12 protein-coding genes are annotated in these 13913 nt (G+C 41.6%); 2 read left to right on the forward strand and 10 right to left on the reverse strand.

The window, feature by feature from the left end; all coding sequences use genetic code 11:
• Positions 1 to 180: 180 nt before the first annotated feature.
• From ccsA to ACT8YW_RS09590, 10 genes are all read right to left on the reverse strand, one after another.
• Positions 181 to 2304: a cytochrome c biogenesis protein CcsA gene (gene ccsA, locus ACT8YW_RS09545; protein ID WP_444104748.1), complete on the reverse strand. Its 2124-nt coding sequence runs from the start codon at positions 2302 to 2304 to the stop codon at positions 181 to 183.
• Between the two features lie 15 nt (positions 2305 to 2319).
• Entirely contained in the window at positions 2320 to 3474 is a 1155-nt protein-coding gene (locus ACT8YW_RS09550; protein ID WP_049702559.1) for a Rid family hydrolase, read from the reverse strand.
• 21 nt (positions 3475 to 3495) lie between these two features.
• Positions 3496 to 4203 carry a hypothetical protein gene (locus tag ACT8YW_RS09555; RefSeq protein ID WP_444104749.1) on the reverse strand — a complete coding sequence of 236 codons (708 nt, stop codon included), beginning with the start codon at positions 4201 to 4203 and terminating at the stop codon, positions 3496 to 3498.
• A gap of 23 nt (positions 4204 to 4226) precedes the next feature.
• Entirely contained in the window at positions 4227 to 5462 is a 1236-nt protein-coding gene (locus tag ACT8YW_RS09560; RefSeq protein WP_217724570.1) for a porin, read from the reverse strand.
• Positions 5463 to 5479: 17 nt separating this feature from the next.
• Positions 5480 to 6946: a di-heme oxidoredictase family protein gene (locus ACT8YW_RS09565; RefSeq protein WP_444104750.1), complete on the reverse strand. Its 1467-nt coding sequence runs from the start codon at positions 6944 to 6946 to the stop codon at positions 5480 to 5482.
• A 12-nt stretch (positions 6947 to 6958) separates the two neighbouring features.
• On the reverse strand, positions 6959 to 8134 hold the full coding sequence (locus ACT8YW_RS09570; RefSeq protein WP_444104751.1) for an imelysin family protein: 1176 nt from the start codon (positions 8132 to 8134) through the stop codon (positions 6959 to 6961).
• 25 nt (positions 8135 to 8159) lie between these two features.
• A complete protein-coding gene (locus ACT8YW_RS09575) occupies positions 8160 to 9464 on the reverse strand; it encodes a hypothetical protein (protein WP_444104752.1) in 1305 nt (434 codons plus the stop codon).
• A 432-nt stretch (positions 9465 to 9896) separates the two neighbouring features.
• A complete protein-coding gene (locus ACT8YW_RS09580) occupies positions 9897 to 10259 on the reverse strand; it encodes a DUF2023 family protein (RefSeq protein WP_148367644.1) in 363 nt (120 codons plus the stop codon).
• A gap of 33 nt (positions 10260 to 10292) precedes the next feature.
• Complete coding sequence (gene fldA / locus ACT8YW_RS09585; protein WP_004311873.1) at positions 10293 to 10799, reverse strand: flavodoxin FldA; 507 nt, start codon at positions 10797 to 10799, stop codon at positions 10293 to 10295.
• Positions 10800 to 10933: 134 nt separating this feature from the next.
• Complete coding sequence (locus ACT8YW_RS09590) at positions 10934 to 12109, reverse strand: phosphoribosylaminoimidazolecarboxamide formyltransferase (RefSeq protein ID WP_004312523.1); 1176 nt, start codon at positions 12107 to 12109, stop codon at positions 10934 to 10936.
• 209 nt (positions 12110 to 12318) lie between these two features.
• Here ACT8YW_RS09590 and ACT8YW_RS09595 point away from each other — a divergent pair, with 209 nt between their 5' ends.
• Complete coding sequence (locus ACT8YW_RS09595) at positions 12319 to 13023, forward strand: hemerythrin domain-containing protein (protein WP_032841758.1); 705 nt, start codon at positions 12319 to 12321, stop codon at positions 13021 to 13023.
• Entirely contained in the window at positions 13013 to 13624 is a 612-nt protein-coding gene (locus tag ACT8YW_RS09600) for a helix-turn-helix transcriptional regulator (protein WP_004312521.1), read from the forward strand. The genes ACT8YW_RS09595 and ACT8YW_RS09600 overlap by 11 nt, the downstream gene beginning before the upstream one ends.
• Positions 13625 to 13913: the final 289 nt, after the last annotated feature.

Genomic DNA, 13913 nt, shown 5'->3' on the forward strand with positions numbered 1-13913 from the left:
TTTTTCAACTTAACAACCAAATAAAAGAAATGCGGGTGAATCACTTCGGCCGATTTCTATGTATTTTTAATGTGGCTACGTAATATAATTATGACTAATTAATTTAATTCTGATACTGCAAAGATAGGGGCTTTCCGCTTTTCCCGCAATCCCCTAAAATGGGTATTCTTCTATCGGTTACTAGCTATATATAGTGGTTTGGGAATTTGCGTAACTATGCATTCCCCCAAGAACATAATTTACTCCGAAATAGGTCATTAAGACAGTCAGGAAAGCAAGAATCATATAGATATGGAAGAATAGAGGTTTGCGGAAAATGCGCAGGCTTTGTGAATGGAACGCTACTCCATATACTAGGAAAGTGATCAGCGCCCATACTTCTTTCGGGTCCCACGCCCAGTATCGTCCCCAGGAAACGTTTGCCCAAACTGCTCCCAGAAAGATGCCTGCCCCTAAAAAGAACGTAGCAGGGTAGAGTAGCAAACGGCTGACTAGCGTCAACTGTTCTATCCGGTTGTCTTGTACAGCGTCGTTTCCGGAGACATTGTTTTCCGATTCTTTTTTTCGGAGGCATAATGCCAGTATTCCGTTTAGCATGATGAATGCCAATAGGGCATAAGACATCATAATCAATGAAACATGAATACTTAGCCACGGAGAGACGAGCACCGGCATTAATGGGGTGATCTGGGGATTCATCTGTCCCAGATAAGAGACTAACAACGCAAAGCCGGAGAGCAAGAATCCGAATGGAAGTATAAATGAGAATCTTCGATGGAGCAGACAGGCTATCAAGAGGATGCAGAGTGCCATGAACTGCATTGTCTCATAACCGTTGCTAAGAGGAACACGTCCGCCAATATACCAGCGCAGGCAATATCCTGCTAAATGGAATATGAAAGCAAGATAGAGTGCAACAGAAAAGATCGTTCCTGCTGTGCGGGAAATCGTTTTGGCTTTGGGCGAGGGTGTATTTCTTTGCAGGCTGTTATGAAGTAGAAGCATGAAAGACAACACTCCCAATGACAGATTTATCATAAAAAGAATCTTGCTGAACGGAATCCGGTTGTAGAGTAATTCGGCTTTCACTTCCAGTTCGGAGAGAGGTTGCACGCTACCATCAGTGGGTAATGGCTGGATGAATGTTCCTTTTTCCAGCATCAGGATCAGTCCCACTTTTTCATCCGTTTCCTGGATGGCTTTGGCGAGTTTGCTACTTTTTCCCTGTTCTTGTTGCCAAGTTTTCTGAAGACGGTAGACTGGACCGTCAAATAAATCGGTCAAGCGTGCGTAAGAAGATTCCAAACCGAGTAAATGATGCAGTTCGGGACTTTTGATGTATATCATAGGTTCATTCTTCCATGAATCCGGGTAAAGAATCCAACCGCTTATTACTTGCTCGGGAGTCAATCCTTTATAGTAGATTTTTCCTGTCAGTTTTTTGACGAAGTCTCTTGCCAGTGTATTGAATGGTACTACTCGGTCATGGTAAATAACCTGTTGTTGTGCCAAGCTGTCTGCTTGTATTTTGTTTAATACACGAAGAGGTGTTTGCTGTGCCTGCATTGTTCCTGTCAGGTAGAAAAGGAATAAGATAAATAATCCTCCTTTTTTCAATAGGGGATGATTTAGCAACTTACGAAACTCTCCCTGACGGCAAAATAGTAGTAAAATCATAGAGATGCCCAGTAGAATGTAGCCGCTATAGGTCACTCTTGTACCCCATGGATCATAATTTACTGTCAGCCAACTTCCTTGACCGTCTTCGTCAAATGAGGACTGATAAAATCGGAAGCCTTGTGTAGTAAAGATACGGTTCATAGAGATGCATTCGTTGTGCACGGAATCTTTCTGACCGGGAAGTGAATAGCTGATATGACTGACATAATCGGCGGGAGCTTTTGTCCCCGGATAATACTCTACCCGGAAACTATCTAGCTTCATCGTGAATGGCAGATGAATGTTCTTGTCGCCCTGTGGCGAATGAAAGCTGCTTTTTACTGTATCCGGACGTAAATGTATATATCCTTGTTCGCCATAGATAAATGTAATCATGGCCCCCACCAAGATAACGAGGAGGGAGCCATGAAACAGCAAAACGGGAAGTCGCCGCCATAAGGAACGTCGGATGAGGGCAACAACCCCTATTGCAGCAATAACTCCCCACAAACAACAAAACCAGATTGTGTGATATATATTTCTTTCTACAAACTCTGTCCCGTATGCTTGCTCTATGAAAGTGGCTGCGGCAAGTAATCCTATCAGACAGATGTATAAAATGATAAGTAATCTTTTCAACGGCATATCTTTTTAATGATATTAATAGGGAGCGTATTCCTTATTTTCACAGGTTTTTACTCCCATACATTCCATCTCGATCAACCATCCCGGGCGGCATACCGGCGCATGTACAAATACTTTAGGGGTACAAGGAAAACGTTTGTCGTACATTTCTTTGACGATGGTATAATCTGCTATGTCACGCAGATACACGATCATTTGTCCCATATCATCAAATGTACATTCTGCTTCTTTCAGTAAAGCCTCTACATTTTCCCACATCCGCTCTGTCTGTTTACGGATCTCTCCCGGATATACCACCTCGCCTTTATTATTAATACTTGCTGTTCCGGAGATGAATACTTGGCGCCGGTCTCCATAATCTACATACGTGCCACGTTCAAAACTGACACCATACTCATAGGTGGGATTCAAATGTGTTGGCGCATAAAGGAAATGAATTTGTTCGGGTTTGATTCCGCCAACGGCATACGTGTCCATTTGTACAAGTACTTTGGGGTCAGCATGGCGTCCGCCGATACCTGTGCTGGAGATGTAGTGTGTCTTTTCCGTCAGGTTCTGGGTAACGAATACTTCGTTACGTGCCTTTACTACTCCGGCATAATTCACATCCACATTCTGTACGAAAAACCAGGTACGAATACAGTTGGCGGCTAGTTTGCAACCTTGTTCAATGAGCTGCATAACATAGTCGTTTAATAGTAGCCGGGTTTGGTATTCGGAGTTGGCTGCCCGATTGAAAGAGCTGCCACCCCAAAGGTGACGGTAGGGTCCATGCTTGACTTCGAAAAGACCATTATGCAGCATTTGTGTCTGTACTTTCGTCTGAAGGTAAATCCATACTGCTACTTTGGTTCCATTCAATGGTGGCTGTTCTACGATAGAAAGTGCGCAATCCGAGCTTTCAGCAGTAAGTGCCAACAAGGTATCTGCCTGATTGGAAGCGTCGCTCAAAAAGTATCGTTTGAAAATGGCGACGGTCCCTTGCAGTTCTTTTTCCCGTAATTGGTAGTATGTATCTATAATGGCGTTTAATTGTTCTTCATAAGTGGATTCCGGCTGGATTGCGTGAATCATTAAATGATACTCGGAAACACCGTCTGCCACTTCGTATTTAAATATTTCTGCTAAAGTCTTTTCTGATTTCAAGGGTTGTTGTTTTTTGCTGTTCATATCAAAAAAATCTGTTACAAGTTAATTGTTTTCGGCTCCTGCTTTGATCCATGTCCGAATCAAAGCGCGAACTTCACGTTGTTCAGCTCCATTGAATATATCGATGTGATTATCGTGCTCTAATACATCTAATAAATAACTGTTGTTTAAATCTCCAGGAGTGACATAATTCTTTCCTTCCGCAGAATGGGGAGCTTTTACATTAATCAGTGATTGATAGGCTTTGGCTGCCGTCAGATCCAAATCTCCGGCTGTTGTTGTACTTCCTCCATGACACATCACACATTTGGCATTGAAAACTTGCGTTTGGATGCGGCTGAATGAAGCCACTTCGATTGTTGTCTCTGGTAAAGTCAGCGATTCATCCGACGCATTTACGGGAAATGACTGATACGCATGCACCAAAGACATTCCGGACGTGATAACGGCTACGGCAATACTACGCGTGTTTCCGTTTAAGTTGTTTAATGTTACAGTTACAGCTTCTGCCTCGCTAGATGGTTCCAGAATGCGCTTAACCAATATGGGAGTAACTCCGTCCTCACCTAAGGAGATTAATGACATATTGTTTTTCTGCGGCCAAGCATCCAGATGGTTGAAATGAAGTGTTACAGTAGCCGTACGTCCACTGTCAATCGTGTCATCCGGATAGATTTTACCTTCATCACAAGCTGAACACAGGTTTAGGCAGGCACAGGTTATCAATAAATAGTTGAGTCTTTTATTCATAGACAGATTCCTCCTCCTATACATTAGAAAGTGAATTGTAACATAGCGGTAACGCTATGGCGTGATAATCCCACTCCATCATTATCACGATCAGTCTGCGTGTCATGACCGGTTCTGCCCAGATATTGGTACATCATCTGAAGTTTTAAATTAGAACCGACAAAGTAGTAATTGGCTCCGATGGCAGGCATATTCAACAAACCGCCTTCGTCTGTCCCGTTGCGATCGAATATATCATAACGGAGAGCAGCCTGTAATTTAGGAGTTACAAAATAACCGGCCTGTGCATAAGCTCCCCAGTAATTCAGGTCTTTGTCTTTATGCATGATTTCTGTGAAATGCATATTCATGTAATAACCTTCGGCTGCAAAGTAGAAACGGTTCTTTACCATGGCAAACTCTGCACCTATACGCCAATCGCTGCTACTATGATCTTCGGCCTCGGCATTATAAGATGTAGATACACCGAATTGCATTTTATCTTCTTTCAGATTGTTCGGATTACCTTGTGTGGCTGGCATTTCACCTTTGGGCATATATACCAGGCGACCGGAGTAAAGCAGTTGGGGCAGCCATTTATGATCATCACACATTCCTTTGGTTGCCGAATTGACATCAATCCCTGTGCCATTGAAAATCCCTAACTGATAATTCCATTTTCCGTTAATCAAACCATGTATCTGAACACCCAGGTCGAAGCCGGTAGCTATGCTCGGCTTCACAGCATTGATGTCATAGGGCATTAATACGCCACCTGCCACGGAACTGGGCAACACCGGAAATAATGTTTCCCCCAGTGTGGTCAGATAGGCATGCATAAACGGCGTTTTAAACTTCCCGACACGAATACGGAATGATTCTTTGAGCGCTACATCAAACCAGGCTTGTTGCAATAAGGCGGCACCGCTTTTTGCCGCATTCAGTGATAAATTGAATGTAACTTTCCCGAATGCCTTGCCTGTAAATCCGAGTATTGCGTTCGGAATAGCAAAACCACTGTTTGCCCAGTTACGTGCATAAAGGCTTTCCAAACCTTGATCGTCATATCGGTTGAAAGAGAGGCTGGTTTGAACTAAGGCATAGGGCTTGAATAAGAAATCACCGGCTTTGGTAGAAAAAGAAAAACCTTTCTTTCCTGCCAGCGAAACAACATCATTCTCTACATATTTATCATCGATTTCTTTTGCATTTGAATCTTGAGCATAAGAGTGGCTGCACAGAAATGCAGTGAGCGCGAGTGCTAGATATTTTTTTTTCATTGTTGTTGCTGATTATATTATAAACTATTCAAGAATGTTAGTAAGGCTGCGCGATCTTCTTTCGACATGCGGGAGAAAATGGAACGTGAAGCGGCTCCCTCGCCGTCATGCCACATGATGGCTTCTGTCAGGTTACGTGCCCGTCCGTCGTGCAGGAAATAGGTATGTCCGTTGACAATTTCCTGCAGGCCGATTCCCCATAATGGAGTAGTACGCCATTCGCAACCGCGTGCCAGGCCGCTAGGGTAATCGTCAGCTAATCCTTGTCCCATGTCGTGTAATAAGAAGTCGGAGTAGGGATGAATGATCTGATTGCCCAGCCAGGGTAGTTGAGTTCCGTTCAGTAATACGCTGCCTCGCGGGCGGGTATGTAAAGTAACGGTATGGCATAAATGGCATTTTGCCTGATAGAACATTTGCTCTCCATGTTTGATGGTTTCGTCATCCACGTTGCGGCGTGCAGGAACTCCCAATGTCTGCATATATAAATCGACATCTTCCATGTCACGGGTCGAAATCTCTACACCTTGGTTGGCAAATCCCATCATTTGTGATTGTCCTTCGCCCACTTCATGTGGAAAACGGTCATTGGTTACCCCCAGATCCGAAGAGAATCCCAGTTCTACTGTTAAATCCTGATGGTTGGCTTTGTTGCCGGATATTCCAATATCATATTTCCCTTTTTCCGTCACATAATTCAGGCGTCCGCTAATGCCGTATTCAGGATAGTTACTTTGAGCTGCCAACTGTTTCAATTCATTGTGGTTAAGTGCCATCATCTGACCCATGCCGACATGCCGCAAGGGGGCACGTACCGAAATAATCAGATCTTCGGGCTTTATTTCATAATCATACCAATCTGTTATTTCATAATGAGGAGTTATTAATTCATATTCTTCTCCATCGGGAAACTTGAACTTTTCGGTAGTAGTGGTTATCTTTATTTTGCCTTCGGCTTTTACGCCATAAATGGACTGGTCATGTAATACACGACCATATTCGGGGAAATATCCTCCGGTTTTGCGTGTAATATAAACCAGCATAGATGAAAAGCCTGCACCGGAACCACCTGTGACCCATGCTGGAGTAGTACGTCCTGTGTTTCTATGGCAAGCTCCGCAGGAATAGCCTCCAAAAATAGGTCCTAATCCATTACCGCTGCCTGTACCTACTCCACGAGAATTGTCATACAAACCATCGCCACGATTGAAACGTGTTAATAATTCACCGGTGACCCAGTCTGCATTGGTGTCATAAGCGCCACTTACGGTAGAAAAAATAGTGGAAATACCGGCTGATAATTCCTCCGGTTTTGCTATTTCTCCGTTTGGCTTATAAATAATGCCGTCGAAAGCATCATGATCACAACCTTGCAAGAAGCCTATATTTATCGCAACAAAGAGGATTCTTCCCAATCGCCTTGGGAGTCCTCCTCGTAATGCTTTGATAACCGGCTTTCCTAAAAGAAAGAACTTAGTCATCATAATTAATATTGTTTATTCTCCTGCTAATTTTCCGCGGACTAAAGCCAGACCACTGCATAAAAATGCGCATTGGTTTTGAGCATTCTTAACTTCAGTAGTAGCGCCTAAATTGTTACGGAATGGGTGAGGTATATCATTGATTGCTGTGATTGTTTCCTGAATCTGCTTAACAACCATGTCATTCAATGTCGGATTCACTTTTTTCATGATAGAGCACAGACTTGCACTGGCAACAGTTCCGTCTAAACTACCATAATAAGCATTACGGATGCTGTAAATGTTATCAGTATAATCATCTAAAGAGTTCCAGCTATACCAGGATTCTACGGCTAATACACCACCTTCTTTATCTCCGCTGTTCCACTTATCTACCGGATCTCCGATTTTCGTTGCACCTACTTCATTGGCAATTCCTTCTGCACCATTGTCAGAGTTTAGTATCATTGCTACAGATTGTTTGATATTGCTTATAGAGTAAGTTCCGTTAGGTGCTTTCATTGCATCTTTATAGGCACCGTTCTCCAGATTTTTACCTTCTGTCCAACCTTTTAACAAAAGCTCTGTGTCTTTTGACATACGTCCGACAACAGCCTTGAGGTATCCTATTTTATTAGCATCCAGGTCTGTGATTTTTTTTGCTTCACCATCCTCAAACAATAAATATTCGGCTGTATGGAAACCACGCAAGTTCTGTGGTGCATCGGCTGGTGCATCATCACCGTCGTCTACGTCTCCTCCGACAGCGTCTTCCCAATTTCCGGACTGTAGAATTGCATCAATACCTCCTTTATCCAAAGGCCAGCTATCCAGACTAGGATCGAGCTTATTCAAATCTGCCGGACCATATAGAAAAGCTTCACTTTTTTCCCAGGGTTTACGTGCTGCAACCCAAGCGTCTGCTGCATTGGCTACATCATTATCACTGGAGGACGTTGATAACTTTTGTACTGCCGTGTTTAATGCGGTTACTTTATTGTACATATCTTGATAAGTAGGAATCACTACATCATCTACATACGTTTCAACCGCAGCCTTTAATTCATCATCTGTTGCAGTGCCACTGTCCGGGGTATTAAAACCCACAAATGGATTTGGTGAAACATCTTCTTTTTTAGAATCTTCACTACAAGAGGTCATTGCCATACATACCCCTATTGCCATTATAGGCAAAAATTTCCATGTTTTCATTTTCGTTGCTATTAAAAAGTTATATTTATTTCTTGATAAACCAACCAATATAGGCTATGCCTACAGAGACTAAATTTTCGTCATTATATTTTCCACCTCCTATGGAGCGGTGAGTGTAATCTGCTTTAATCACTAGATTGGGTAGAGCGTAGTAATTCAATCCTGCTGTTACGGCTGATACCTGAAAACGTTTGTCGGCCAACAAACCTGTGTTAGCTTCTGTCTTTTCCATCGGATTGTAATATTCATAACGAATAAAAGGATAGATACGGGGAGCTTTTGAATGGAAGAAAGAACCTACATTATATCCTGCTTCACCCCCGTAGCTGACTGCATTTTGTGCTACTGTTGTGTTAGGGTAGCCGGAAGCTGCTGAAGAGCTGTTGTTGATTGTGGTTAAGGCTCCGCTCGCTCCTAGGTTTCCATAAACGGCATTTCCGCGTACAATCAGGTTGTTATTAAAGCCTTTGTATTGCAAATCACCGGTTACAATGGTTACCGGAAATTTATAACCTGTATTTCTCCAAGGCTTAGTTCCGTTCTTTGCGGTCTGGTTGTAGTAGAAAGAAGCGCCTACTCTTAATCCTTTTACCCCATGGTAGTTTACGCGGGCTACAAAAGCCGGACTGGTGAAATTGTTGACTTCGAATGCTCCTTGTCTGCCGTTTTTTATCCAGTCTTCGCTGCGGAATCCTTGTGGATCAAGCCCATTGACTAATTGAAGTTCATAATCAAACCGTCCAATTTCACCGAATACGGCAATACCTGTTTCATGCCAGGTAGAAGGCAATATCGTTGTTTCACCTTCCGGGCGGTAAACTCCAAAGAAATTAATAGGCTCATGATGGTTGTTGGTCAATCCTACCGGTACAATCATGTGTCCGAAACGCAGATTGATGTGCTTATTAATGAGACGGGTGATATGAAATTGTTCCAAAGCTACTTCACCGCCTTTTTCAATCTCTGTTTCATATTCGCCGTTCTCTTCAAACCATTCTATTTCGCGAGCGGCTCCCGTACCTCCGTATTCAAATTCGATTTCGGTACTCAATACCCATTTGGAGGAAAATTTATAATCGAAGGCTAATACAAAACGTGGAATGGAAATCTCTCCACGGTTAAGTTTACCGGAACCATTTGGAGTAAAACGATTAAAGTTATAATCTTTATAGCTCGCCGCCATTTCTCCATATCCTCCAAAACGAAATTTAGTATATTCTTCTGTAGAAGAAGTTTTACTTTGTTTAGACATTTCTTCTGTTTCCTGTGCTATAATTGTACAATAAGATGACAGGAAGAAAAAAATAATGATTGCAGTTAATTTTCTCATCTTTTTTATAAATTTTTCGATTGCAAAGTTATTGTAGATTAAAAGAAGCTACAATACCCAATAGTAGGCATAGTTATTTCTTAAATTCAGCATATGTAGGTAATTTTAAATTAATAGTCGAATATTGATATGTATGTAATGAAATAAAACAGACAAGGGCGTATGTCAGAATAATAAAATTTTCTGACATACGCCCTTGTCTGTGAGAGCATGTGAGATTATCGTATTAGCATCTGTCGGCTATCATGGAAAATTAAAATGCCGACCAATACAGGGCTGAAGAGTGGCTTTTGTTTGTATTTGAGCGAATCGTTTCTTTCACAACACGTCTTCTTGGATATATCTACCATCAGGAAACTGCTCTTTTCAGAAACGATCCGACTCAAGACAAACTACATACAAACAAAGCTAAACTTATGCTAAGGTTATCGCTTAAACTGCAATCTTTATACCTTCTTTTTTACTGCAATACCGTTTGCACTGCTGGCAGAGGTCATATCCCAGCATGGCTCCCAAAATAAAGTCTTCTTCGGCTGTCAGTTGATTTAAAGGACGGATGATGATGTGCCGCATGGCTTCCATACATTCTGCCTTTCCAAAAAACAGGTTGATTTTATTGGTACCTACTTCCTGTATCATATAACTGATCTTTTGATTTTTCAATCGGCGGATGGCAAATTCTTCGTGCTCTTTACTCATTGTGTAAAGTACCATGTTGCGTACGCCTTTCTTAAACTCATAAATATGATTAAGAAAAATTCGGATTTCGCCGGGGATGATTCTTTCAGTTGCCATGATGCAAAGTATTCTTTTTATGTTAAGGTAAAATTAGCTAATTTCTTGTTTCACTTGTTCAGCCCATGCGCTGATACGTTCGTCTGTTTTGCTATCTTCGTTGACTTCGTCAAGCGGAAGACCTACAAACTTACCGTCTACGACAGCAATAGAAGAATCGAAGGTATAGCCTGCGGTGTCTGTTGCTCCACAGAATTTACAATGGGTATCTTTCAAGTCTTCATAAAGAATACCTATTGCGTCACAGAAGGTGTCGCTATACGAGTCAGAATCGCCACAACCGAACAGGGCTACAGACTTATGAGATAAATCACATTTCTTTAAAACTTTTACTCCATCGTACCAGTCGTCCTGAAGTTCGCCTGCTCCCCAGGTGGAAGAGCCGAGCACCAATACGTCATATTCATTGACTAATGCCTCTGTTAGCTTGGATACATCAAATACATCTGCCGATGGTACATCTAATTTCTCTGCAATTCGACGGGCAAGGTCTTCTGTTGTTCCGGTTGTGGAACCATAAAATACACCAATTTTATTCATCTTTGATTCGTTTTTAAATGTAACGCTGCAAAGATAGAGGGTCTTGAAGAAATAGGAAATCCCCATTTATAATGGAAGATTTGTCTCATTCTCATTATAAATGGGGATATATGGAATAAAAATAGTCGATATTGTTAATGGTGGAATAGGCGGATGCCTGTAAATGCCATTGCCATATTATATTTGTCGCAAGTTCCAATCACATGGTCATCACGTACGGAACCACCCGGTTGTGCAATGTAGCTGACACCACTTTTATGCGCGCGTTCTATATTATCTCCGAATGGGAAGAAAGCGTCCGATCCTAAAGCTACACCTGTCATCGTATTCAGCCATGCCCGTTTTTCTTCACGTGTCAGCACTTCCGGCTTTTCTGTGAAGAACTGCTGCCAAACGCCGTCTGCCAATACATCGTCATAATCCTCCGAGATGTAAACGTCGATAGTGTTGTCACGATCTGCACGACGGATTTTTTCAATCCATGGCAAGTTCATCACTTTCGGATGTTGGCGTAAATACCAGATATCTGCTTTATTTCCTGCCAGGCGCGTACAGTGGATGCGTGACTGTTGGCCTGCGCCAATACCGATTGCCTGTCCGTCTTTGGCATAACACACCGAATTGGATTGCGTATATTTTAAAGTGATTAAGGCAATGATTAAGTCGCGTTTCGCATCAGCCGGAATTTCCTTATTCTGCGTAGGCATCTCTTTCAAAAGACTCTCATCGATCTTTAATTCGTTTCTTCCCTGTTCGAAAGTCACTCCGAATACATCTTTGTGTTCGATAGGAGCCGGGCGGTATGCAGGATCTATCTTTATTACATTATAGGTTCCTTTTCTTTTATTCTTCAGAATCTCCAGTGCTTCGGGAGTATAGTCAGGAGCAATGACGCCGTCGGATACTTCACGGTTGATGATGCGTGCTGTTTCTTCATCACAGGTGTCGGACAATGCGATAAAGTCTCCGTAAGATGACATACGGTCTGCGCCACGTGCGCGGGCGTATGCTGTAGCCAATGGAGACAGTTTCATGTCGTCCACAAAATAAATCTTTTTCAGCGTGTCGCTCATTTCTACCGCAACAGCAGCACCTGCAGGGCTGACATGTTTAAAAGAAGCGGCAGCCGGCAGTCCGGTAGCCTCTTTCAGTTCTTTCACTAATTGCCAACTGTTGAACGCATCCAACAAATTGATATAACCGGGACGTCCGTTCAATACTTCGATGGGGAGTTCTCCTTCTTTCATGAAGATACGGGCAGGCTTTTGATTGGGGTTGCAGCCGTATTTCAGCTCGAGTTCGTTTGCCATTTTATTAAATATAAAATTATGAGTTACTAATTACAAATAGATAGCGACAAAATTACTAAAAAAAGACTAGCTTGCCTAAAGTTGCGCCACAAAATAGTAGCGTATAATTAGTATTTGCCAATGAATGATGATTTAAAATACCTATAAATGATGATTGCATTTCAGCAAAATATTCCGTTTCTTTGCACTCTCTAATATACATAGGTATGATGGATAATTTACAGAAATACAAGCCGACTGATAAGATGATCGATCTCATCAGCGATAATTATTCTTTGTTGCAAGTGATGAGTCGTTTTGGGCTTTCATTGGGGTTTGGTGACAAAACAGTCAAAGAAGTTTGTGAGCTAAATGGAGTGGACTGTCGGACTTTTCTGATTGTAGTCAACTTTATGGCTGAAGGTTTTTCCCGGCTCGATGGGGATAAAGATGATATTTCCATACCTGCATTGATTGATTATCTGCGGCAGGCGCATATTTATTTTCTTGATTTTTCTCTTCCGGCTATTCGTCGTAAACTGATCGAAGCAATCGACTGTTCGCAAGACGATGTGGCTTTCCTTATTCTCAAGTTTTTTGATGAATATACACGAGAAGTGCGTAAGCACATGGATTATGAAGAGAAAACCGTCTTTAAGTATGTCGATTCATTGATAAAAGGAAATGCTCCCAAAAACTACCAGATCAGTACCTTTTCCAAACATCACGATCAGGTAGGGGAGAAGTTGACAGAACTAAAAAATATCATTATAAAATATTGTCCCGCCAAGGCAAATGAGAATCTTCTGAATGCGGCTCTTTTTGATATATATGCTTGCGAAGCCGGATTGGAATCTCATTGCAAAGTGGAGGATTATATTTTTGTTCCTGCTATTCTGAATTTGGAAAGGAGGATGAGGGAAAATGAAAAATAATGAGGTCGTTCGAATTGCTATTGCAGAAACTTCTGTAATTATTCGTGGTGGGTTGACTGCTGCATTGAAGCGTCTTTCTAACGTAAAAGTGCAACCAATAGAATTGTTGTCTGTTGAAGCTTTGCACGATTGCGTCCGGACGCAATGTCCCGAGATGTTGATTGTCAATCCTGCTTTTGGTGATTACTTTGATGTAGCTAAGTTTCGAGAAGAAATATCCGGTAAAAGGATACGTTTAATAGCGTTGGTTACTTCTTTTGTAGATGCTTCATTATTGGGTAAGTATGATGAGTCTATTTCAATATTCGATGATTTGGAAACTCTTTCTAAGAAAATTGCGGGTTTGCTGAATGTGGTTTCCGAAGAAGAAGGGATGGATAATCAGGATACGCTTAGCCAGCGGGAAAAGGAAATCGTTATCTGTGTGGTGAAGGGAATGACAAATAAGGAAATAGCGGAAAAGCTTTTTTTGTCGATTCATACGGTGATTACACACCGAAGAAATATTAGCAAAAAATTGCAAATACATAGTGCTGCCGGTTTGACTATCTATGCTATTGTAAATAAGCTGGTTGCATTGAGCGATGTGAAAGATTTATAGCCTGCGGAAGTGTTATAAAATATAAAACCGTTTGCGCACACGAAAAATATTCGTACCTTTGCAAAGCAGTTGAGAAATTGCTGTTAGTTTATAAGGTAAAAGAAAATATTAAATAGAGGTATTAGATTAGACAGTTTAAGGTATTAAAAGTTTTTTAGTTTAGTTCAATAGGATAAGTTTTTAATAGAAGGTAAAAGGATAACAATAGGTAAGACGTTTTTAGGTAAAAAGAAGATTAGTTTTCAGGAAATTTGAGTTTATATGGATAAGCCTTTAGGCTTTTGTGATG

This window comes from Bacteroides sp., from assembly GCF_052357945.1.
In the GTDB taxonomy this organism is placed as follows: Bacteria; Bacteroidota; Bacteroidia; order Bacteroidales; family Bacteroidaceae; genus Bacteroides.